This is a genomic window from Agromyces sp. G08B096, from assembly GCF_040267705.1.
Lineage (GTDB): Bacteria > Actinomycetota > Actinomycetes > Actinomycetales > Microbacteriaceae > Agromyces.
The window spans coordinates 2,372,058-2,393,765 of record NZ_CP158374.1; the positions used below are offsets into that span (position 1 = coordinate 2,372,058).

At 70.9% G+C, this 21,708-nt stretch carries 23 protein-coding genes; 13 read left to right on the plus strand and 10 right to left on the minus strand.

Features of this window, described 5'->3' with window-relative positions; genetic code table 11:
- Positions 1-4: 4 nt before the first annotated feature.
- The 5 genes from ABIQ69_RS11560 (at position 5) to ABIQ69_RS11580 (ending at position 4,511) form a co-directional block, all read left to right on the plus strand.
- Positions 5-190: a hypothetical protein gene (locus ABIQ69_RS11560; RefSeq protein ID WP_350347267.1), complete on the plus strand. Its 186-nt coding sequence runs from the start codon at positions 5-7 to the stop codon at positions 188-190.
- 551 nt (positions 191-741) lie between these two features.
- A complete protein-coding gene (locus tag ABIQ69_RS11565; RefSeq protein ID WP_350347268.1) occupies positions 742-1,329 on the plus strand; it encodes a hypothetical protein in 588 nt (195 codons plus the stop codon).
- 4 nt (positions 1,330-1,333) lie between these two features.
- Positions 1,334-2,287 carry a hypothetical protein gene (locus tag ABIQ69_RS11570; RefSeq protein WP_350347269.1) on the plus strand — a complete coding sequence of 318 codons (954 nt, stop codon included), beginning with the start codon at positions 1,334-1,336 and terminating at the stop codon, positions 2,285-2,287.
- A 99-nt stretch (positions 2,288-2,386) separates the two neighbouring features.
- A complete protein-coding gene (locus ABIQ69_RS11575) occupies positions 2,387-3,664 on the plus strand; it encodes a hypothetical protein (protein ID WP_350347270.1) in 1,278 nt (425 codons plus the stop codon).
- Between the two features lie 16 nt (positions 3,665-3,680).
- Entirely contained in the window at positions 3,681-4,511 is an 831-nt protein-coding gene (locus ABIQ69_RS11580; protein WP_350347271.1) for a hypothetical protein, read from the plus strand.
- Here ABIQ69_RS11580 and ABIQ69_RS11585 read toward each other — a convergent pair.
- Complete coding sequence (locus tag ABIQ69_RS11585; protein WP_350347272.1) at positions 4,508-4,960, minus strand: hypothetical protein; 453 nt, start codon at positions 4,958-4,960, stop codon at positions 4,508-4,510. The two genes, ABIQ69_RS11580 and ABIQ69_RS11585, sit on opposite strands and share 4 nt — an antisense overlap.
- A 66-nt stretch (positions 4,961-5,026) precedes the next feature.
- Between ABIQ69_RS11585 and ABIQ69_RS11590 the strand changes: the two genes are divergently transcribed.
- The 3 genes from ABIQ69_RS11590 to ABIQ69_RS11600 are packed head-to-tail and all read left to right on the plus strand — an operon-like array spanning position 5,027 to position 6,688.
- Positions 5,027-5,386 (plus strand): hypothetical protein, encoded by a 360-nt coding sequence (locus tag ABIQ69_RS11590; protein WP_350347273.1) that lies wholly within the window; start codon positions 5,027-5,029, stop codon positions 5,384-5,386.
- 17 nt (positions 5,387-5,403) lie between these two features.
- Complete coding sequence (locus ABIQ69_RS11595; RefSeq protein WP_350347274.1) at positions 5,404-5,847, plus strand: hypothetical protein; 444 nt, start codon at positions 5,404-5,406, stop codon at positions 5,845-5,847.
- Positions 5,840-6,688, plus strand: a complete 849-nt coding sequence (locus ABIQ69_RS11600; protein ID WP_350347275.1) for a hypothetical protein — start codon at positions 5,840-5,842, stop codon at positions 6,686-6,688. The genes ABIQ69_RS11595 and ABIQ69_RS11600 overlap by 8 nt, the downstream gene beginning before the upstream one ends.
- A 38-nt stretch (positions 6,689-6,726) precedes the next feature.
- Here the strand turns inward: ABIQ69_RS11600 and ABIQ69_RS11605 are convergent, their stop codons facing one another.
- The 3 genes from ABIQ69_RS11605 to ABIQ69_RS11615 form a co-directional block, all read right to left on the minus strand.
- Positions 6,727-7,188: a hypothetical protein gene (locus tag ABIQ69_RS11605; protein WP_350347276.1), complete on the minus strand. Its 462-nt coding sequence runs from the start codon at positions 7,186-7,188 to the stop codon at positions 6,727-6,729.
- A gap of 117 nt (positions 7,189-7,305) precedes the next feature.
- On the minus strand, positions 7,306-7,599 hold the full coding sequence (locus ABIQ69_RS11610) for a hypothetical protein (RefSeq protein ID WP_350347277.1): 294 nt from the start codon (positions 7,597-7,599) through the stop codon (positions 7,306-7,308).
- A 9-nt stretch (positions 7,600-7,608) separates the two neighbouring features.
- Positions 7,609-7,875: a hypothetical protein gene (locus tag ABIQ69_RS11615; RefSeq protein WP_350347278.1), complete on the minus strand. Its 267-nt coding sequence runs from the start codon at positions 7,873-7,875 to the stop codon at positions 7,609-7,611.
- 282 nt (positions 7,876-8,157) lie between these two features.
- Here ABIQ69_RS11615 and ABIQ69_RS11620 point away from each other — a divergent pair, with 282 nt between their 5' ends.
- Entirely contained in the window at positions 8,158-8,598 is a 441-nt protein-coding gene (locus ABIQ69_RS11620; RefSeq protein ID WP_350347279.1) for an Rv3235 family protein, read from the plus strand.
- A gap of 135 nt (positions 8,599-8,733) precedes the next feature.
- Here ABIQ69_RS11620 and secA read toward each other — a convergent pair whose 3' ends face one another.
- The 6 genes from secA to mtrA all read right to left on the minus strand — a co-directional run bounded on the left by secA (position 8,734) and on the right by mtrA (position 17,382).
- Positions 8,734-11,529 carry a preprotein translocase subunit SecA gene (gene secA, locus ABIQ69_RS11625; protein ID WP_350347280.1) on the minus strand — a complete coding sequence of 932 codons (2,796 nt, stop codon included), beginning with the start codon at positions 11,527-11,529 and terminating at the stop codon, positions 8,734-8,736.
- A gap of 165 nt (positions 11,530-11,694) precedes the next feature.
- Entirely contained in the window at positions 11,695-12,399 is a 705-nt protein-coding gene (raiA, locus tag ABIQ69_RS11630) for a ribosome-associated translation inhibitor RaiA (RefSeq protein ID WP_350347281.1), read from the minus strand.
- Between the two features lie 23 nt (positions 12,400-12,422).
- On the minus strand, positions 12,423-13,244 hold the full coding sequence (locus ABIQ69_RS11635; protein WP_350347282.1) for a phosphoribosyltransferase family protein: 822 nt from the start codon (positions 13,242-13,244) through the stop codon (positions 12,423-12,425).
- Between the two features lie 94 nt (positions 13,245-13,338).
- Positions 13,339-15,018 carry a GerMN domain-containing protein gene (locus ABIQ69_RS11640; RefSeq protein WP_350347283.1) on the minus strand — a complete coding sequence of 560 codons (1,680 nt, stop codon included), beginning with the start codon at positions 15,016-15,018 and terminating at the stop codon, positions 13,339-13,341.
- Complete coding sequence (mtrB, locus tag ABIQ69_RS11645) at positions 15,011-16,693, minus strand: MtrAB system histidine kinase MtrB (protein ID WP_350347284.1); 1,683 nt, start codon at positions 16,691-16,693, stop codon at positions 15,011-15,013. The genes ABIQ69_RS11640 and mtrB overlap by 8 nt, the downstream gene beginning before the upstream one ends.
- Before the next feature lie 8 nt (positions 16,694-16,701).
- Positions 16,702-17,382 (minus strand): MtrAB system response regulator MtrA, encoded by a 681-nt coding sequence (gene mtrA, locus ABIQ69_RS11650; RefSeq protein WP_350347285.1) that lies wholly within the window; start codon positions 17,380-17,382, stop codon positions 16,702-16,704.
- A gap of 189 nt (positions 17,383-17,571) precedes the next feature.
- Between mtrA and ABIQ69_RS11655 the strand changes: the two genes are divergently transcribed.
- Genes ABIQ69_RS11655 through ABIQ69_RS11670 form a run of 4 tightly spaced genes read left to right on the plus strand, consistent with a single transcriptional unit; the run spans position 17,572 to position 21,707 of the window.
- Positions 17,572-18,801 (plus strand): glycerophosphoryl diester phosphodiesterase membrane domain-containing protein, encoded by a 1,230-nt coding sequence (locus ABIQ69_RS11655; RefSeq protein WP_350347286.1) that lies wholly within the window; start codon positions 17,572-17,574, stop codon positions 18,799-18,801.
- Between the two features lie 10 nt (positions 18,802-18,811).
- On the plus strand, positions 18,812-19,459 hold the full coding sequence (locus ABIQ69_RS11660) for a DUF4129 domain-containing protein (protein ID WP_350347287.1): 648 nt from the start codon (positions 18,812-18,814) through the stop codon (positions 19,457-19,459).
- 5 nt (positions 19,460-19,464) lie between these two features.
- Positions 19,465-20,739, plus strand: a complete 1,275-nt coding sequence (locus ABIQ69_RS11665; protein ID WP_350347288.1) for a DUF4350 domain-containing protein — start codon at positions 19,465-19,467, stop codon at positions 20,737-20,739.
- Positions 20,736-21,707 (plus strand): MoxR family ATPase, encoded by a 972-nt coding sequence (locus ABIQ69_RS11670; RefSeq protein ID WP_350347289.1) that lies wholly within the window; start codon positions 20,736-20,738, stop codon positions 21,705-21,707. Before ABIQ69_RS11665 ends, ABIQ69_RS11670 begins: the two co-directional genes overlap by 4 nt.
- Position 21,708 lies beyond the last annotated feature (1 nt).

Consider the following 21,708-nt stretch of genomic DNA (forward strand, 5'->3'; position numbering starts at 1 on the left):
TCTCATGGTCGTGATCATCGGCGGCCACAGCGTGCCGGAAGACAAGGTTGACCTGTTCTTCGACGGGAAGTCAGGCCGACGGGTCACAGACGCCGAGTGGGACGAATCGAAGCGGCGCCTACGCGAGGCGGAAGCGCTCCTCGGAGACGCCGCGGTGACGTGGGAGCCGATCGGGGAGCCGGAGTCATGACGCACTCGAGACTCACAAACGGCGTGCAGCTCACGTCGGATTCGAGTGACGCCTGCGTTGACAGCTGCCACCGCCCGTTCGTGCGTTCCCCGGCGAACAGCGGAGTTCGTACTCGCGGCCTGGTCGATCACGCGGACTGGGACACTTCCATCCCGAACATGCATGTCGGTCGAACGGGTCTCGCGCACGGCGCTGTCGCAGCCCAGGACGGGTTCATCTTCTCGACCGAGGGGGCTTCGACGACGATGACCGGCAAAGTCCGCGTATACGGCCACTACTCGGGCTAGGAGATCATCATGCACAACCCGCTCGCGCGCTGGCGCGTCACTGGCACGTGGGAAGACCACGCGTCGTATTCGGAGGGCGGCACTGACCATCCGACACCGTATGGTACTCGGCTCGAATGTCCTGCGTCGGGGACATTGCGGTACGACGGCTGGGTGGGCACGGCGGGGCGCCGTGCGACTCTGTACTTGGATCACCCTCAGGGCCGTGTCCGCGGAGCCTCGGGCACCCGGATGTCGGGTGGGCGCTCGGAGGCTCCTGGCCCGATGGTCGCGGTCGTCTTCCAGCATCTCTCGGCGGACCCGCGGTCGGGTCACTACAACGAGTGGGACCCAGACATGGTCCGCACGGGTGCATCAGCGTCTGGCCGTGAGTTCGGCGGCGACGTCCACCATCACATCCACGGGCTGGATGCCCGCGGATACCGGCTCGATTTCACGAAGTTCATCGGTGCGTCGCTCGCAAGCGTGAGCGAGGCGCCCGTCTCGGAGGAGGACGACATGCTCGACATCATCACGGTCGACGGGAAGAAGTTCTTGGTCACGACGACGTCGATGACGTGGATCGAAGGGCCGGGGCATCTCGGGGCACTCGAGAAGTGGATCGGGGGGGCCAACTCCTTGACGGAGGCGGAGCGCAAGGTCGTGGGGTACTACCAGTCCAAGTTGCGCGGCCGGCCGGACGCGCAGATCGTCGAGATCCCGAACGACCCGAAGTCGCGCTATCTGTCGGTGGGCGGCGAGCTGAAGTGGATTGAGGGGCCGGGCCACCTGCCGGTGCTGGAGAAGTTCGTCTCGGGTGCAGCGTCGTTCTCTCCCGCGGAGCGCGACGTACTGGACCACTACCTGGGCTGAGTTCATGGCTGACACATTCCACGAGACGCCGCGGGTCACACCGTGCGCACCGCAGAACAAGCCCCGGCCCGCCCGGAAGCGGAGGCCGGTCGGCTGGGTCGACCATCACATCGTCGGCACCCTGCCGGGGTGCACTGCCCATTTCCAGAACCCGAGCACCGGCTATGCCACGAACTACGGCATCGGCTCAGGAGACGGACGCGGGGGCGGCGGGTGGTGGATCAACGAGTTCGTGCCCGCTGACGAGGTCGCGTACGGCAACGGGAACGAACACCTCAACGAGGTCGCGATCTCCGTTGAACACGAGAACGACCTCCGGCTCGGGATCGCCGGCAAGCCACGTCCGGAAGTGCACGAGCTGTCCGCTCGGTTCATGGCGGCGTGCGCTGTCCGGTTCGATTGGCGCATCAAGGGGAAGGTGCAGCTGGTGCTGCGCGACTTCCCGAACCACGACTTTTACGGGAAGCGAGTTCCCGGGTTCGGGACGGAGTTCAACGTGATCGGGCACAGCGCTGTGGCACTGAAGGACTGCCCGCGCGACCTCGACATGCAGTGGAAGGTCAACCGGGCGAATCAGATTCTTGCCGATGGCGAGGCGCCGATTATCGAGGAGGTGTTCGGCATGGCCGGACGTATGTATTTCGCGCGAGTTCGCAAGGAAGGCGAGTCCCTCGTCGATGACGGCGAATGGATGATCGCCGGTGTCGATATCCCCCCACACCCGCTGGGTTCGACGGCTCCCGATGCCACACCGGAGCAGCGCCTGTACGCGTTGCAGGACGGATACCGGGTCACGACGGACAAGGTGCAAGCGCTGATCTGGGCGCGGCAGTACAGCTTCTCCCCGGCGAAGACGTTGTCGGTGCAGTTGCCTCGGGAGCAGTACGTGGCCCAGCAGGAGTTCGCACGCCGTGACGCGGCCGAATGGCGCCAAGGCATCCGCAACGCTGTGAAGTGAGGAGAGCGCCGTGACTCGTGTGATCGTGACGAACGCCCGCACGGGTCGACGAGGAGACGTTGAAGACGTTCGGCCTCGCCCGCATCTGACGCAGAGAGGGTGACCGCGATGCGCCATTACTGGCTCGCGACGGCCGCGAAGACCGGTGCGGTCCTTGCCGACCTGCCGGGCCTGTCGGTCCCGAAGGTGAAGAAGGTCATCGGCCGGTATGAGCCCGCGACGGCATCCTTCCCCCTCGTCGGGAAGGGTGTCCCAGTGGACTGGGAACGCATCCTCATCGAGGGTGCGACGGTGTTCCACCTCCTGCGGGACAACCCGAACGACCCCGCCCATGGCATCCCGGTGTGGGGTGGCATGCTCGTCCGTCCCCCGAGGACCGAGGCTGACGACGTGCAGCTGTCGCTGCAGACGGCCGAGTGGTACTTCGATGGTCGCTACGTCGGAGACAAGAAGTACACCGGGGTGGGGCAGAACCTCATCGTCAAGGATCTCGTGGAGTCCTTCGCCGCGGCGGGCCCGAACGGCGGCCTCCCGATTCGTGTGGAGATCGTGAACGGCGGCGATGGGAAGCCCCGAGACCGGGAGTACCAGAACTCTGACGACAAGACCCTGTATTCGGTGCTGCAGGAGCTCATGGGCGTCATCGACGGCCCCGAGTGGACCATCGGTTGGGAGTGGCAGGCCAACCCAGAACGCATCACGCCGGTGCTGTATGTGGGTGACCGGATCGGGACCGCGAAGCCAGCGTGGATGCCATCACCGGCCGCAGTGTTCGAGATGCCCGGTTCGGTGCTGTCGTTCACCGACGACCGCTCCTACGGGCGCGGCAAGGGCGCGAACGTAGTGATGGCGAAGTCGTCCGGACAGGGCGGCGCGCGCCCGGAGTCCACACCGATGGTCGCCGTGGACGATCTGCGGCCAACGTTCGAGTACCGGTTCACCCCGTCGACGTCGATCAAGGACGTCGGGACCCTGGACGAGCATGCCCAGGCGAAACTGCAGATCCTGAAGGACGGCTCGCCGACCCTCGAGATGGTCGCCCTCGCGGACCGGGGCCCGCTGCTCGATGTCGACTGGTTCATCGGCGACGACATCGGCTACAGCATCGGGAAGTCATCCCGCAGCCGCCGCCAGCCCGCCGCGATCCAGGTAGATCCCGAAGGCTACGCTCCGGCCTCACCGGTCGACGGTGAGGGCTACGGCAGCATGGCTGGCCTCACACTCGACACCGACAACTACGCGGAGCCGGCCCCGGATACTCGCCCGATCGTGCCCGCATACCCGCGCGGCCGCGAAGGCGTCGCCCGCGTCATCGGGTGGGAACTCGAACCCCAGGGCACGCCAACCGTGACGCCCATCCTGTACGCCCCGGAGTGAGAGGAGCGCGAGCGGAATGGCACTCTTCCCGACACCTCCCGCCGAGGATGACCTGGTTCGGCAGCAACGCGACCTCGTTCGCGATCAGGAGCAGATCGCGGCCGCCCGTGAGCTGGAGTCATCCTCGATCGGTGAAGGCGGCCTTACCGTCCAGGACGGTGGCGCGATCCGCATTGAGGACGGCGGTGACCTGTTCGTCGACGGTGATGCGACGTTCAACGGCAACCTGACGGTCCCGGCCGGGTCATTGAACACGGCCGGGTCGATCTCCGCGAGCGGCAACGTCCAGGGTGGCGGGCTCATCTCCACGGGCTCGGCGTCTGTCGCCGGGACGTTGAGCGCTGGCGGAATCTCCACCGGGAACCTGTCGGCGTCGGGCACTGTGAGCGGGAACTACGGTGGCGATTTCCCCGCCGGCCTCCGCTCAACTGGCGCGTACAACACGCTCGTGACCGGTGGCGGCGCGTACGTCGCAGCATGGATTCACAGCGACGGCCGAGTTGGGTACGCGCCCTCGTCGCGTCGGTTCAAGACCGGGTTCGTCCCCGTGGTGCTCACCATCGAGAAGGTGCTCGAGCTCCAGGGGTTCTACTTCCAGTACCTCGCGGCGGTGCCGTACGACCAGGCGCAGCAGCGGTGGGTGATCGGCCTCCTCGCGGAGGACACCCACAATGCCGGGTTCCCGTTCCTCGTGGACTACGACGAGGACGGGGAACCGTTCGGTATCCGTGCCGACCTGCTCGCGGTGGTCGTTCTCGAGGGCCTGCGGGACCTCTACCGCCAGCATCTGGAACTCAAGGCGACCGTCGTCGCGCTAGCGGCCCGTCTGGAGGCCGCCGGGATCTAGTGCTGGCAGGGCACCTGGGTGCCGTCTTCTAGCACCTGGCAGATGGTGTGCACTTGGGTTCCGGGCACGGGGCCGGTGTACTCGGGCTCAGGCTCTTCGACGACCGGCTCTTCTTCGGCTACAGCCTGCTCTGCGGCGATCCGCTCGGCTTCCGCGGCGGCGGCCTGCTCGGCCGCGATCCTGGCGGCTTCCGCTGCTGCGGCTTTGGCGGCGAGACGGTCCTGTTCAGCCTTCACGGCTGCGGCGGCTTCCGTCTCCTGCTCGGCGGCGAGGCCGTTGGTGTACGGGACGGATGCCAGGTCGACGGTGATCGCGGCGACGGTGGGTTCCGGGGTGGGTTCTGCGGCGTTCGCACCACCGAAGACGGTGAACGCGCCGAACGCGATCGCGCCGGCTGCGCCGAGGGCTACAGCACCGGCCCCAACGTCTCTGGCCCACTTCTTGTTCATGGGCGGCAGTTAACCGCCGACCACCGACGTACCGCAATAGGTGCAGACCCTGAGATCGGAGACCCCATGCCCGAATGGTTGATCACTGTCGTCGTCGCTGTCATCGCGGCGGCCGGCGGATGGGGGTCGGCGTTCCTGCAGTCGCGAGCGAAATCCCGGGACGACAGACAGGCCCTGATCGACCAGCTCCAGGAGGAGCGGAACTACGCGGACGAGCAGCGCCGCCTCGAGCGGGAGGCGTTCTCGATCGAGCTCGCGAAGGAACGCGAGCAGATCGCGGCGGAGCGGGTCGAGTACACGACCCGTCTGGATCGCATGTGGGCGGACAAGGCCGCGTCGCGTGCTCACGTCGCACAGCTGAACGACCACATCTGGCAGCGGAAGCCGCCGCCCCCGCCGGAGCCGCCGGCCGGGTACATCCACTGATCGCCTGAGGGGGCATTATGAACGACCGCATCATCCAGCTGATCCGGACCTTCTGGCCGGGTGCGATCGCGTGGCTGATCGCTCAGGCGGTGGCGCAGATCCCGGCCGTGGCCGACTGGATCGCGTACGTCGACGACCTCCTCGTCTCGGCTGGGTGGGGTGCGACGGCGCAGGAGCTTCTCACGGCCGCTGCGATCGGTGCGACGATCGCGGGCTACGTGGCGCTGGTGCAGTGGCTGTCGAAGCTGCCGAAGATCGGGCACTGGATCGCCCGCCTCGGGTTGGGCTCGTCGAAGACGCCGACGTACCGCGCCATCGCTCCGGTACCGACGCCGGTGAACATCGATGCGGAGTCCGACGGGTTCCTGCTCGCGCTCGAGCTCGGGGCGGCGCAGGGCCTCACCCGTGAGCAGGTGTGGGACCGGTACGTGGAGAAGATCCGCGGGGGCGACGGTGCCTAGGAAGCCGGTCACCGCGGACACCGACACGGACCAGCTGCAGGACGTCGTCCGCGCGCGACTCGCCTCGAACCTCGGCGACCCCGGCCAGCCCGAGGGCGCAGCAGTGGCTGCGGCGATCGCTGCTGCAGGCCCCGAGGGCTCGTCGGGGGGTGTGCCGGCGGCTTTCGTCCGCCCGGTGCCCGGGTCTGCGACCGCCTCGGTAGCGGGCGTCACGCTGACAGCCGTGGGCACCGCGACCGCAGCGAGCCTGGCGAACACGGCTCACCAGTCACTCCCGCGCGTCGAGTACCTTGTGACCACCGCTTCCACCAGCGCAACCGGTGGCGTTCGATCGTCCGCTCCCCTAGTCGTCCGCGAGGTGACCGGAGCGCCCACGTTCGGCGGATGGGACATCCGAATGCGGGTCGCGCCCGCTGTCGGCGTCACGAACGCCTCACACCGGTTCTTCGCTGGGCTCCGCGCCTCGAGCCTCTCACCGACCGACGTTGACCCGTCAACGCAGGCGTCCTGCATCGGGTTCGGCTACGACTCCGCGGATACGAACCTGCAGGTGATGCACAACGACACCTCCGGGAACTGCACGAAGGCGGACCTTGGGTCTTCGTTCCCGAAACCATCCGCGGACCGGGCGGCGGTGTACGAGTTCACGTGCACGGCAGCGCCCGGTGCGACATCGGTCGCGTGGACCGTGCGCGACGTTGTCACGGGCGCGGAAGCGTCGGGGACCATCACCACCGACCTGCCAGCTTCGACGATGCCGCTCGGGTTCGGTACTTGGACTTCGGTTGGTGGAGTCTCCTCTACCGTCGGCACGGCCCTCTTTGCGCTGAACATCGAGTAACGAACGCCCCGCTCTCCTTCGGGAGGGCGGGGCTTTCGTCATGCCCGGAAGCGCGCGACGTACTCGGAGTGCAGGGCTTCGACGGCGGTCCGGAGTTGGTCGAACCGGCCCACCACGACGCCGTACACCTCACCCTCGTAGACGACCCGGGTGCCGTCGTCGAACAGCTGCACTTGCCACGCGATCCGTCCCTTGAGGTCACGGTGTACCCACACACCGGGCTGGGTCTCCTCCGCTTCGAGTAGCGGGTGCCACGGCACCCCGTGGTGTTCCTTCGCCGCGGCGGGTTCCTGACCTTGCTCCTGCACGGTGGCAGAGTACTCGCCCCACACCGTCTCCGCGGCGAGCCGGAGCTCGTCGGCGGGGAAGAATCCGATGAGGTCCCGGTCGCTCGGGTCGGGCGCCCATGTCTCCGCCCGGAGCAGAGGCCGCGGCGGGGAGGACATCTGCACGACCCGGATCACGGCGATCTTCCGTGACCCGTCGAACTGAATCCACACACCACGCTCGATGGACCTGAGCTTCGGCTGCCAGTACCGCAACGGGCCGGGACTCCTCTCCTGGGGGGTTGAGTGGAGCGCGCCGGCCCGCGCGGTGAAACCGAGTGTGGCAGGACCCTACGACACGATCGTGATACCCAACAGCTGATACCCGTCCGGCACCTTCGCCTGCAGCGCCGCGACCGCGGCCTCATAGGTGGGGCCGTCCGCCTCGATGGGTTCCGTGCGGTCGGGACGGATCAGGCCGTGCACCTCGACGCCGCCGGCCTTCAGCTTCTGGTCATGCGCCCGGATGAGTTCATGCCCGGGTGGGATGAGCGCTTCGAACTGGGCGCGCGCCGACGGGAGATCCTCGCCGGTCGCGGTGAGCTCGGTCGTCGACGTCGGGCGGATGTGGGCAGAGACCTTCACCCTCCGAGCCTACGTGCGCGGCGATTCCTTCACCCTCTGCCGAGCATCCGCGGCGTCGTCGGCGCGCCGGCGCTCACTGTGCCACCAGGCGAACGCCTCGAACAGCATGTACGCGACGAGCGCGAAGCCAGCAAACTGGGCAAGCCACGTGGAGAACGACAGCACCGTCATCCCGTCGAGGCCCATGCCCTGAGCGATGAAGTACGCGATCACCGCGACGACGAGCCCGAGGACACCGACGATGCCGAGGGCCACGCTCCACGGGTTCTGTCTCATGCGGCCGAGCATAGACCCGCAGCGGATGCGCGCGTCAGTGCCTACCCGTAGATGCGACGTATTAACGCCCGAGATCGTCGAAGAGGAGGTCCCACCGCATGCAGCGACGCTACCGGGAGCATCCCCGAGGACGACCGCGTTCTCCACAGGTGGCGAAACTCCTTGACAGAGAAACGGAGCGGGCAGTACCGTCCAGTCCAGGACCACCCTGAGTCCCCCGTTCGGGGGGTGGTCTTGCGGGCCCGAACCCCGCGTCCCTCCTCCCCCTACAGGAGCCTGACGATGACCGCTCTGCCGGCCGCGCGTGCCGAACGCGCCCCGTTCCCCCGCTACCGCGTCGACGATGACGAGTACTTCGCGCGCCAGCGTTCGAGTCGCAGCGAGCTGCCCGACCCCGAGGTCGTGCTGAAGAACCTCACTCACTGCGTGCTCGAGGCGCTGGCCGGGGCACGCGACCTCGAGCAGCTGGCGCGGTGGGTGACCGATGACGTGTACCGAAGCCTGCAGAAGCGCGTGGTGCTCGCCGCACGGTCGCGGCGTGCGCGCGGTGCCAGCGCCCAGCGCCCGGTCTTCACCATCGGCAACATCCACCGCAGCGAACCGGCCGACGGCGTCGTCGAAGCGGTCGTCATGGTGCACCAGCGGCAGCGTTCCCGAGCTGTCGCCATCCGACTCGAAGGCCTCGACGCGCGCTGGCGCGCGAGCGTCATCAGCGTGCTCTGAGCCCCGCCGGCCGGCCGCCTTCGGACGGGTGGCTCGCGTTCACGCGCGACCGCACGCACCTCCCGCCACACGACCACCGACGGAACGGGGTCGCACCGCCCATGGCGATGCGACCCCGTTCTGGTGCGCGAGCGGTCAGCGGCCGCGCTTCTCCTGCGCGCGGCGCTCCGCGCGGTTCTGCGGCGCCGGGCCGGCCGGGGCATCCGTCGCCTGCCCGAACGCACCGCGCTGCTGCGGGGCGGGCTGCTGCTGCGACTGCGCCTCGGCGACCGCGCGGCGCGCTCGCTGGGTCGCCGCCTGCTGCACCTGTCCACGCTGGTTGCGCACCTCGACACCGCCCGAATCGCTCGGCGCCGAGTAGCTGAGCTTGTCCGCGGGGGCTTCCTGCCGGCCGAGCCCCTTGGCTTCGATGGTCGGTGCGGCACCTCCGGTGGGCGCCACTTCGACCTCGAGGTTGAAGAGGAACCCGACGGTCTCCTCGCGGATCGAGCCCATCATCTGCTGGAACATCGCGTAGCCCTCGCGCTGGTATTCGACCAGCGGGTCGCGCTGCGCCATCGCCCGCAGGCCGATGCCGTCCTTCAGGTAGTCCATCTCGTAGAGGTGGTCGCGCCAGCGACGGTCGATGACCGAGAGCACGACCCGGCGCTCGAGCTCCCGCATGGCCGGGCTGCCGAGCTGCTCCTCGCGGCGCTGGTAGGCGAGCTTGGCGTCGGAGATGATCTCGCGGCGGATGAAGTCGCGGTTGACCCGGCCCTTCTCGCCCGCCTCCGCGACGACCTCGTCGATCGTGATGCCGATCGGGTAGAGCGTCTTCAGCTCGGTCCACAGGGCGTCGAAGTCCCACTCGTCGGGGTTGCCCTCGGCCGTGTGCTCGTCGAGCACCTCGTCGATGACGTCCTCGAGGAACTGCTGCGTGCGCCCGTGGAGGTCGTCGCCCTCGAGGATGTGACGGCGGTCGGCGTAGATGGCCTCGCGCTGACGGTTCAGCACGTCGTCGTACTTCAGCACGTTCTTGCGGATCTCGGCGTTGCGCGCCTCGACCTGCGACTGCGCCGACCGGATGGCCCGGGTGACGACCTTCGACTCGATCGCCACGTCGTCGGGCACGCCGCGGGCCATGAGGCTCTCCGCCGCGCCGGCGTTGAAGAGGCGCATGAGGTCGTCGGTGAGCGACAGGTAGAACCGGCTCTCGCCGGGGTCTCCCTGGCGGCCCGAGCGGCCGCGGAGCTGGTTGTCGATGCGGCGCGACTCGTGCCGCTCGGTGCCGAGCACGTAGAGGCCTCCGGCGGCGAGCACCTTCTCGGCCTCCTGGTCGACCTCGGCCTTGGTCGCCTCGAACACGGCATCCCACTCGGCCTCGTACTCGTCGGGCGTGTCGACCGGCGAGAGCCCCTTCTCGTGCATGCGCTGCACCGCCATGAACTCGGCGTTGCCGCCCAGCATGATGTCGGTGCCGCGGCCGGCCATGTTCGTCGCGACGGTGACGGCGCCGAGCCGGCCCGCCTGCGCGACGATCGCGGCCTCGCGCGCGTGGTTCTTCGCGTTCAGGACCTCGTGCCGGACACCCTTCTTGGCGAGCAGTCGCGAGAGGTACTCGCTCTTCTCCACGCTCGTCGTGCCGACGAGCACGGGCTGGCCCTTCTGGTGCCGCTCGACGATGTCTTCCACCACCTGGGCGAACTTCGACTCCTCGTTCTTGTAGACGAGGTCGGGCTGATCGATGCGGACCATCGGCTTGTTCGTCGGGATAGGCACGACCCCGAGCTTGTACGTCGACATGAACTCGGCGGCCTCGGTCTCGGCGGTACCGGTCATGCCCGACAGCTTGTCGTAGAGACGGAAATAGTTCTGCAGGGTCACGGTGGCGAGGGTCTGGTTCTCGGCCTTGACCTGCACGCCCTCCTTCGCCTCGATCGCCTGATGGATGCCTTCGTTGTAGCGACGGCCCATCAGGATGCGGCCGGTGTGCTCGTCGACGATGAGCACCTCGCCGTTCATCACGACGTAGTCCTTGTCGCGCTTGAACAGGGCCTTGGCCTTGATGGAGTTGTTGAGGAAGGAGATGAGCGGGGTGTTCGCCGACTCGTAGAGGTTGTCGATGCCGAGGTAGTCCTCGACCTTCGCGATGCCGGGCTCGAGCACGCCGACGGTGCGCTTCTTCTCGTCGACCTCGTAGTCTTCGCCGGGCACGAGGCGCTGGGCGAGTCTCGCGAACTCGGTGAACCAGCGGTTCGCCTCTCCGGAGGCGGGGCCCGAGATGATGAGCGGGGTGCGGGCCTCGTCGATGAGGATCGAGTCGACCTCGTCGACGATGGCGAAGTAGTGACCGCGCTGGACCATGTCGCTGGCCTGCCAGGCCATGTTGTCGCGCAGGTAGTCGAATCCGAACTCGTTGTTCGTGCCGTAGGTGATGTCGGCGGCGTACTGCTCGCGGCGCTGCGCCGGCGTCTGTCCGGCCACGATGCATCCGGTCGTCATGCCGAGCGCGCGGTAGACGCGGCCCATGAGCTCGGACTGGTAGCTCGCGAGGAAGTCGTTGACCGTGACGACGTGCACACCGCGGCTGGTCAGCGCGTTCAGGTACGCGGCGGTCGTCGCCACGAGCGTCTTGCCCTCACCGGTCTTCATCTCGGCGATGTTGCCGAGGTGCAGGGCCGCGCCGCCCATGAGCTGCACGTCGAAGTGCCGCAGGCCGAGGGTGCGCCGGCTCGCCTCGCGGACGGCGGCGAACGCCTCGGGCAGCAGGTCGTCGAGCGACTCGCCGTTGCCGTAGCGCTCGCGCAGCTCGACGGTCTCGTGCTTCAGCTCCTCGTCGGTGAGATCGCGGAAGTCGTCCTCGAGCGCGTTGATGGCCTTGGCGTAATTCTCGAGCCGCTTCAGGGTTCGGCCCTCGCCGACGCGGAGGACCTTTTCCAGAATCGAAGCCACGAATGCTCTCCTGTCATCGTCGGGCGCGCGGGCCTCGGGGAGCCGGGCACGCCGCATGCCGCCTGCAGACGGACATAGTAGCCATGCTAGCGGGCAGCAGGCTGGCAGGAGCCCCGGCGGGAGCACCCGGGACGGGCGCTCCCGCCGGGTCCGGCGGTCGTGCGGTCAGGCGCTCGCGCGCTCGCGGGCCGCGGACGCCTCGCCCGAGGTCTCGGCGTGCTCGTCGAGGCCGATGAGGCCGTAATCCCAGCCCTTGCGGCGGTACACGACGCTCGGCCGACCCGTCTCGGCGTCGACGAACAGGTAGAAGTCGTGGCCGACGAGCTCCATGTAGTAGAGCGCGTCGTCGACGGTCATGGGCGTGGACGCGAACACCTTCCGGCGGATGACGACGGGGCTGTACGCCTCGTCCTCCTCATCGTCTCGCGGCCGCTCGTCGGCGACGACCGGGATGCTCCCGGTGCGGACGGCCTCGAGGACGTCGACGCCGGCGGCCTGCACGCCGACGCCGCTGAATCCGTCGTCCGCCGCCTCGCGGAGCGAGGTCGGACGCCGCGATCCGCCGCGGTGGAGCTTCCGGCGGTCCTTCGCCCGTCGGATGCGCTCGAGCAGCCGCCCGAGCGCGACATCGAACGCCGCGTACTTGTCTGAGCCGTCGGCCTCGGCTCGCACGACGGGACCCCGGCCGACGAGCGTGAGCTCGACGCGATCGGGACCTGGGTTGCCGTTCTTCTCGCTGTGCCGCGTGAGCTTCACGTCGAGGGAGATCGCGCGCTCGGCGAGATGGGTGACCTTCTCGGCCTTCTCGGCGACGTAGGCGCGGAATCGGTCGGTGACCCCCAGGTTTCGTCCGACGATGTTCAGTTCCATGACGACCTCCATCCACCGGCGTGTCACCCGGTTCTGAAGGGTGGATCGACCACGCCTGTCCTGACACCGTACGCCCGATCCCCCGAGAAGTCACGGAGAGTTTCCCGGCCCGTCGCCGACGTCGCCGTGGCGCTCCGGACCCGCTTCGGCGTCTCCGCGACGACCGCGGCGCCGACCACCGCACCGCCCGCGGCCCGGATCGCCCGGACCGCCTCGGCGAGCGTCGAACCCGTCGTCATCACATCGTCGACGACGAGGAACCGGCGGTCGGCCAGCGGGTGCCGCGCAGCCAGACCGCCGGCCGCGTTCGCCCGTCGCGCATCGACGCCCAGCCCGGCCTGATCCGCGCGGTCGCGGACGAGTCGCAGCACGGGCGCCGCCCGGAGTCCGCAGGCGCCGAGCAGCATCGGCACCGGGCGGTACCCGCGAGCCCGGAGTGCAGCGCCGGTCGACGGGATGTCGCAGAGCTCGATGCCGGCCGGACGGGTCGACCGCGCGTCGCCGGCGGGCGCCGCGTCACCGGGGTCCCGCGCGTCGACCGCGGCGAGCGCGGCACGGATCGCGCACCCCATGGCCGCCGCCAGCGGCGCGGCCGCGTCGGTGCGGCCGCCGTCCTTCACGGCGCCGATGACGCGTGCCACGGTCCCGCCGTACTCCAGCGCCGCCCAGGTGGACAGGCCGGCCCGCTCGACCCGGCGCGGCGCGGGCGTCAGGTCCTGGAGGCAGGCGGCGCAGACGGCTCGGTCGGGCGCGCCGCAGCCCGCGCAGTCGACGGGCACGGCGAGCGCGAGTGCGTCGGCCGCCGCCGCGGCGGCGAGGCGGAGCAGACGACCGGCGGGCGGCATGCTCCGAGCGTGGCAGCGCGGCCGGGGCGGCACCGGCCGCGGCGAGGCATCCGTGGACCGATCGCCGGCGTGCGGGGCGGTGGAGGAGCGAGCGTCAGTCCGGCTGCTGCGCGGCGATCAGCAGGATGCCGGAGGCCTGCACCTGCCAGCCGAGGCCGGACCGCGTCTCGAGGTCTCCCGACGCGGTGCGGACCCGCAGATCGCCGAGGCTGTTCCCGCCGCCGAGTTCCGCACCGTCGACCGGACCGGGCCGGGTGGAGTCGAGGCCGCCGCCGATCGTCTGCGTGAGCACGCGCGTCCCGTCGCTCACCGAGGTCAGGCTCGCCACGGTGCGGTCGTCGAGCCACGCGATGTCGAGCGGCACCCCGTCGACGTCGGCGAGCTCGAGGGTGACCTTCCCGAGCTCGACGGGCACGCCGTCGCCGTCGCGCACGACGGAGGCGGCGACGAACCTCGTGCGCGCACCGTCGGCGAGGAGCGCGACCACCCGGGTCGTGTCGCGCGAGACCTGGAGCGCCGCGATGGCCGTGCCGGTCCACGGCACGGCGAGCTGCACGGGAGTGCCGTCCGGGGCGTAGACCGTCAGCTGGTCCGGCGAGGACCGCGGAACCGACCACACCACCCCGTACCCGTCGATCGCCGGCACGATGAGGTCGCCACGCGGGTCGAGGAGCACCTGATCGTCGCCCGGACCCACCAGCACGACGCCGTCGGCGGTGCGGAGCGCGGCCTGCTCGGCGCCCGGCCCGACGGAGGCGCCGCTCGGGGCGAGCGGCACGACGCGCTCGCTCAGCCCCTCGATCGGGGTCACCGTCTCCCCGGATGCGCTCAGGTGCCCGAACGCCTCGCCATCGAAGACCACGGGGCGCGCCGGCACGAGGGGGTCGACCCCCGGCTCGTTCGGGATCTCGTCCGAGCCCTGCTCGACGCCGTTCAGCGACAGCCGCACGTCGCCGACGCCGCGGACGCCGCGCAGGCTCTCCTCGAGCTGGAAGCGCATGAGCTGGACCGTGCGGGCATCCTCAGCCGGGGCATCCACGAGATCGACGCCGGCCGTCGTGTTCGTCACCGGCACCGCGTCGGCCTCGAGCCTGGCGCCGTCGGGGAACGCGGTCGTGACACCGGGATCCAGCCACTCGGCGGGCCCCGCGAGCAGGGCCCGCACGATCTTGGTCTGCACCGTGTCGCGCCCCGCGAACCACCGGACGTCGGGCACCGCCCAGCGCTCGGTGGGGTCGAGGAAGGTCAGCGCGTGCGCGCGGAACGCCCGCGTGAAGTTCGACGAGTCGATGAGGATGCCGTCCGGGGCCCCCGAGATGCGCCACTCGCCCTCGACCTGCTCGAACGAGTAGTCGAGCGGGATCTGAGCGGTGGACGGCGCGATCGCGTACCTGCCGTTCGGCCCGAGCGATGCCGTCGGGACGACCTCGAGCCGGATGGCCTGCGGACCCGTCGCCTCGTAGTCCCGCGCGCTGAACTGGTCGATCGTCGCCGATTCGTCGGCCCGCCACTCGGCGGAGAAGGCCGGCGTCAGGAACTCGCGGGCGATCTCGTAGTTGTTGCGCGCGTCGGTCGCGGCGTCGATGAACCCCCGCAGGATCTCCTCCTGCGTCTCCCCGCCCGTCGGACCGGAGGCCAGCAGTTCGAGATCCAGCGTCTCGGGCTGGGTCCGCGGCTCGCCGCGGTGCACACCGCCCGAGCTCGGGATGCTCGCGCACCCCGCCAGCAGGGCGGCGATGATCGCGATGGATGCCGCCGCGATGCGCCTACGCATCCCGCACCTCCACACTCTGGGTGTCGAGCCGTGGAGAGGGCGACTCCCCCGGCTCGTCGGCCTCCGGGTCGACCGGCTCCAGCGGGAGCGGTGAGCCGGTGATCGGACGCCCGGCGACCCGCGGCACGGTGAGGCGGAACACCGTGCCCGCCCCGGGCTTCGACCACACCTCGAGCGCTCCGCCGTGCGCGATCGCGTCTTCGAGGGAGATCGCGAGGCCGAGCCCCGTGCCGCCGATCGTCCTCGTACGACTCGGATCCGCGCGCCAGAAGCGGTCGAACACCCGCGCGGCCTCGCCCTCCGTCATCCCGAGCCCGTAGTCCCGCACGCTCAGCGCCACCGCCCCCGCGTCGCTGTCGACCGAGACGACGATCGGCCGGCCCTCGCCGTGCTCGATCGCGTTGCCGAGCAGGTTCCGCACGATCCGGCGGATACGTCGTGGGTCGACCTCGGCGTCGAGGTGCCCGCCCGGAGCGACGAGGCGGAGCTCGCTGCCGTGCTCCCGCGCCAGCTCGTGCATCGACTCGATCGCGTCGCCGGCCAGATGGACGAGGTTCGTCGGCTCGGTCACGAGCTCGACCGAGCCGGCGTCGTACCGGCTGATCTCGAGCAGGTCCGCGAGCAGGCGCTCGAACCGCTCGGTCTGGGTGTGCAGGAGCTCGACGGTTCGCGACGTCGGCCCGGGGAACTCCTCGCGCTGGCCGTAGAGCACGTCGCCCGCGAGCCGGATGGTCGTGAGCGGCGTGCGGAGCTCGTGCGAGACATCCGACACGAATCGCTGCTGCATCACCGACAGCTCGGCGAGCTCCCGGATCCGCGCCTGCAGCGTGTCGGCCATGCCGTTGAAGCTCGCCGCGAGGGTCGCGAGCTCGTCCTCGCCCTGCTCCGGCATCCGGACGCCGAGGTCACCGGCCGCCAGCCGCCGGCTCGTCGCAGCGACGGTCCGGACGGGCTCGATGACCCACCGCACGACGAGGAGGGTGATCGCGGCGAGCAGCACGAGGAGGGCGATGGCCCCGATGATGCCGATGACCTGCATGAACGCGAGCGTCGCCTCGGCGTCGGCGAAGCTGTAGCCGATGTACAGCTCGTAGGTGCCCGCGCCGGGCACCGCGAGGTCGGTGCCGACCACCACGCCGGGCTCGCCGTCGCCGCCGGCCGCGCCGCCGAGCTCGACCGACTGCCAGTACTGCCCGTCGCGGTCCTCCTGCACGCTCGCGCGGAGCTCGGGACTCACGAGGCCCGACATCGACGGGGCCAGCTGGTCCTGCGGAGCGAGTTCGTTCGGCGCCTGGCCGGGTTCGCGGAACAGGGCGATCGACGAGCTGCCCGAGACGGTCTGCACGGTCGCGAACACGCGCTCCATCACGAGCTGGAGCGCGGCGCGGTCGGCGGCGTCCGAGGAATCGAGGAGGGTCTGCGCCTCCTTCGCCGCGTTGTTGGAGGCGACGAGCGCCGACTCGAGCTTCGACTCGAACAGGTTCGAGGCGATGCTGAAGGTGATGTAGAGCCCGATGACGAGGATCGCGAGACCGGAGAGCCCGATGGTGATCAGCACCGTGCGGAACTGCAGCGAGCGACGCCACAGCGCGCCGATGCGTCCACCGGCCGCGGTGAGGCGACGACGCACGCCGTCGGCCACGCCGCCCGGCACCGCGGATGCCTCGCCCGCCATGCCGCGGCCTAGGTGGTCGCGCCGGCGCGGTAGCCGACGCCCCGCACCGTCTGCACGATGCGCGGGTTGTCGGGGTCGTGCTCGACCTTCGCGCGGAGCCGCTGGACGTGCACGTTCACCAGCCGGGTATCGGCCTTGTAGTGGTAGCCCCACACCTGCTCGAGCAGCATCTCGCGCGTGAAGACCTGCTGCGGCTTGGACGCCAGCGCGAGGAGGAGGTCGAACTCGAGCGGCGTGAGGTTGATGCGCTGGTCGCCGCGGCGCACCTCGTGGCCGGCCGCATCGATGACGAGGTCGCCGATGGCGATCGTCTCGACGACGGGGTCGGGTGCCGGGCGGAGCCGCGTGCGGATGCGCGCGACCAGCTCCTTCGGGTTGAAGGGCTTCACCATGTAGTCGTCGGCGCCCGACTCGAGGCCCTTCACGACATCGGTGGTGTCGGACTTCGCCGTCAGCATTATGATGGGGGTGCCCGACTCCGCGCGGATCCGCCCGCACACCTCGATGCCGTCCATGCCCGGCAGCATGAGGTCGAGCAGCACCAGGTCGGGCCGGGTGTCGCGGAACGCCTGCAGGGCACCCGCCCCGTCGGCGCAGAACACCGGGTCGAACCCCTCCGTGCGCAGGACGATGCCGATCATCTCGGCCAGGGCCGTGTCGTCGTCGACGACGAGTACGCGTGCAGTCATCGGTTCGTTCCCGCTCGTGGCCGCCTGGGCGCGGCCGTGGTGATCGGCTCCCAGCGTAGTCGCTCGCCGCTCGGAGGCGCCGGAGCCCGTCGTCGGTTGCGCCGGAGCGATGGTCCGGTGGGGAGAGGATGCCTCGCCGGCACGCGGATGTGCGAGCATGGCAGCACCGGCGGAAGGAGTGGACGGCGCGTGTCCGATCGAGCTTGGCAGGCCCCCGACGGGGCCCGCGACCCGATGCTTCCCCCTGCTCCCCCGCCGCCCCCGCCCGGCTGGGAGCAGGCGCCCCCTCCGCCGCCGCCCGGCTGGCAGCAGGCGCCGGCGCCGGCGCCGCAAGGCTGGGCGCCGCCGCCGAAGCCCGGCCTCATCCCGCTGCATCCGCTCGGATTCGGCACCATCCTCTGGGCGCCGTTCCGCACGCTTCGCCGCAACCCGGCGCCGACCTTCGGCAGCGGACTGCTCGTGCAGCTCGCCTCGGTGCTGCTGACCGCGGCGGTGTTCGTGCCGCTCGCGCTCGTCCTCGCTGCGCGCACCGCTCAGGCCGGCGCCGACGATCAGGACGCCGTGCTGACCGGCTCGATCGCGGCGCTGCTGGTCGCGATGCTCATCCCGATCGCCGTGACACTGGTGGGCGGGGCCTTCCTGCAGGGCGTCATGGTCGTGGAGGTGGCGAGCGGCACCCTCGGCGAACGCCTTCGGTTCGGAGCGCTCTGGCGGCGCGCCGCGACCCGGATCTGGCCGCTGCTCGGCTGGACGGCCCTGGTGGCCCTGGCGGTGGGCGTCGCCGTGGGAGCCGGCATCGCCGTCGTGGTGACCGGCATCCTGGTGGGCGGGCCCGTGGGCGCACTGGTCTCCGTGCTCCTCGTGATCCTCGGTGCGCTGGGCGTCCTGGTGCTGTGGGCGTGGCTCGGCACGAAGCTGGCGCTCGTGCCGAGCGTCATCGTGCTCGAGGGCCGGGGCATCGGCTCGGCGGTGCGGCGTTCCTGGCAGCTCACCGACGGCTATTTCTGGCGCACGTTCGGCACCCTCGCGCTCGTGAGCGTCATCCTGAGCTTCGCCTCCCAGGTCGTCACGCAGCCGCTGGCCTTCATCGGCGGCATCCTCGGCGGGCTGCTCGACCCGACCGGCAGCTCGGGCACCGCCGCAGTCGTGCTGGTCGTCGTCTACGCGGTGACCCTGCTCATCTCGATCGTCATCGGCGCGATCACCACCGTCGTGCAGGCCGGGCTCGTCGCACTCATCGCGATCGACCTGCGCATGCGCAAGGAAGGGCTCGATCTCGACCTGCAGCGCCACGTCGAGCGGCGCGACGCCGGGCTGCCCGTGGGCGACCCCTACGCGGCGCCGGCCGAACGGCCGACGGCCGCCCCGGTGCCCACCCCGCCGCCTCCGGCCGCCCCGTACGCCGGCCCGGTGCGCTGATCGCGTGCGCGTGAGCGACATCCCCGTCGACCCCGACGCTCCCGAGGCGCGCCGGTGGCTGCTCGACGAGCTCTCCCGCCCCGAATACCGGGAGGCCGAGCCGACGTGGTTCGACCTCGCGGCGCAGGCGGTCCGCGACTGGCTGATCGGCCTGTTCCAGGGCGGCGTCGGTCTCCCGGGCGGCATCCTGCCCGTCCTCGCCGTGCTGCTCGTCGTGGTGCTGGTGGTCGTCGGGATCCTCGTGTTCGGCGTCCCGCGGCTGCGCCGCCGACGGGGCGGCGGCGGCCGGGCACCGCTGTTCGACGACGCCGACACGCGCTCGCTCGCCGAGCTCCGCCGGGCTGCGGATGCCGCCGAGGCCGCCGGCGACTACGGCCTCGCGATCGAGGAGCGCTTCCGCGCGGTGGTCAGGGCGCTGGTCGACCGCGAGCTCGTCCGCGCCCACCCGGGCACCACGGCCCACGGCTTCGCCGCCAGCGCGGCGCCCGGCTTCCCCGGCCACGCCTCCCGGCTCCAGAGCGCGGCCGACGCGTTCGACGCCGTGCGCTACCTCGGCCGCCCGGGCACGATCGAGGAGGCGCGCGCACTCGCCGCGCTGGATCGCGACCTCGCCGCGGCGACGCCGGTGCCCGCCGCGACGGCGGGGGCAGTCGCGTGAGCGGCGTGGCGACCGCGGCTCCCGCGGCCTCCCGCACGCCGACCATCCGTGCCCGGCTGCGACGCGGGCGCACCCGGGTCGTGCTCGCCGTGCTGCTGCTCGTCGGCGGTGGCATCCTTCTCGCGCTTCGGGGCATCGGCGGCGGAGGCGGCACGCCGCTCGGCGCCTCCGATGCGACGCCGGTGGGCGCCAAGGCGCTCGTCCAGGTGCTCCGCGCGCAGGGCGTCGAGGTCGTCGAGGCGCGCAGCCTCGAGCGAGCCGTCGACGAGGCCGGTGCCGGGTCGAGCATCCTCCTCTACGACGCCGCCGGGTACCTCGGTCGCGAGCAGGCGCTCGAACTGGCCGAGGCTTCCGACCGGCTCGTCGTCGTGGCACCCGGGTTCGAGATCCTCGATGCGCTCGCCCCCGGCGTCCGGCACGCCGGCGCCGCGCTCGGCGACCTCGACGACGCGCGATGCGACTTCGGACCGGCCGAGCGCGCCGGCGCCCTCTCGGGCGAGCAGCGCCTCTTCTCGATCGATTCCGACGCGGCCGACGGCGGGTGGGTCGGCTGCTTCCCCGACGAGGAGCACGGCTTCGCCGTCGTCGCAGGCCCCGGCGCCGACGGTGGCGAACTGGTGTTCGTCGGCACGGAGGCGAGCTTCGCCAACGCCACCGTCGACGAGGCCGGCAACGCCGCGCTCGCGCTGGGGGTGACCGGCTCCGAGCGGCGCCTCGTGTGGTATCTCCCGGGGCCGGCGGACGCCGGGCCCGGCGGCCCGACGCTCGGCGAACTGACGCCGGAGTGGGTGAGCCCGGTCCTCGTCCTCGCTGCACTCGTCACCGTCGCCGCCGGGATCTGGCGGGGCCGGCGCTTCGGTCGCCTCGTCGTCGAAGACCTCCCCGTGCACGTGCCGGCCGGTGAGTCGGCCGTCGGCCGCGGCCGCCTGTACGCCGCCTCCTCGGCGCGGGAGCACGCCCTCGACCAGCTGCGGATGGGGACGATCCGCCGGCTCGCGGCGACCCTGCGCCTGCCCCGCGCTGCGAACGTCGACGAGGTCGCCGGTGCAGCGGCCGCCGCGACCGGCACCGACGTGCGTTCCATCCGGAGCCTGCTCGTCGACCACCCGCCCGAGGGCGATGCGCAACTGGTGGCGCTCGCCCGAGCGCTCGAGCAGCTCGAGCACGACGTCCACGAGACCCTCCGGCCGGCCCGCGGCGGCGAGCGGCGAGGCGCCGCGCCGCCGGGCACGCACCGCGACCGTCCCGAACGAGATGACCCGACAGGAAGGCGACCATGACCGATCAGACCCCGACCGACGACGAGCTCCGGGGGGCGCTCGACCGGGTGCGCACCGAGGTCGGCAAGGCCGTCGTCGGGCAGGACGGCGCGGTGACGGGCCTCATCATCGCGTTGCTCTCCCACGGCCACGTGCTGCTCGAGGGCGTGCCCGGCGTGGCGAAGACCCTGCTGGTGCGCACCCTCAGCCGCACCCTCCGGCTCGAGACGCGCCGCGTGCAGTTCACCCCCGACCTCATGCCCGGCGATGTCACCGGTTCGCTCGCCTACGATCCGCGGACGGGCGAGTTCGCCTTCCGGGAGGGGCCGGTGTTCACGAACATCCTGCTCGCGGACGAGATCAACCGGACGCCGCCCAAGACGCAGTCGGCGCTGCTCGAGGCGATGGAGGAGCGCCAGGTCTCCGCCGACGGCGTGACCCGCCCGCTGCCCGAGCCGTTCCTCGTCGCGGCGACGCAGAACCCCATCGAGTACGAGGGCACTTACGCGCTGCCGGAGGCGCAGCTCGACCGGTTCCTGCTGAAGCTCGTGCTCGAGGTCCCCGAACGCACCGCCGAGGTGGCCATGCTGCGCCGCCACGCCGACGGGTTCGACCCGCACGACCTGGCTGCGGCCGGTGTCGAGCCCGTGATCGGGGCCCCTGAGCTCGCCGCGGCGCGGGCCGCGGCGGCCAGGGTCGGCGTGACCGACGACGTGCTCGCCTACCTCGTCGACCTCGCCCGCGCCACGCGCGTGAGCCCGTCCCTCCGGCTCGGGGTGAGCCCGCGCGGGGTCGCGGGGCTGCTCACCGCGTCGAAGGCGTGGGCCTGGCTCACCGGATACGACTCCCTCATCCCCGACCACGTGCAGGCGATGCTCCTGCCCGTGTGGCGGCACCGCGTGCAACTGCGCCCCGAGGCCGAGCTCGAGGGCGTCTCGGTCGACCAGGTGCTGCGCGGCATCATGCAGCAGGTGCAGGTGCCGCTCTGAG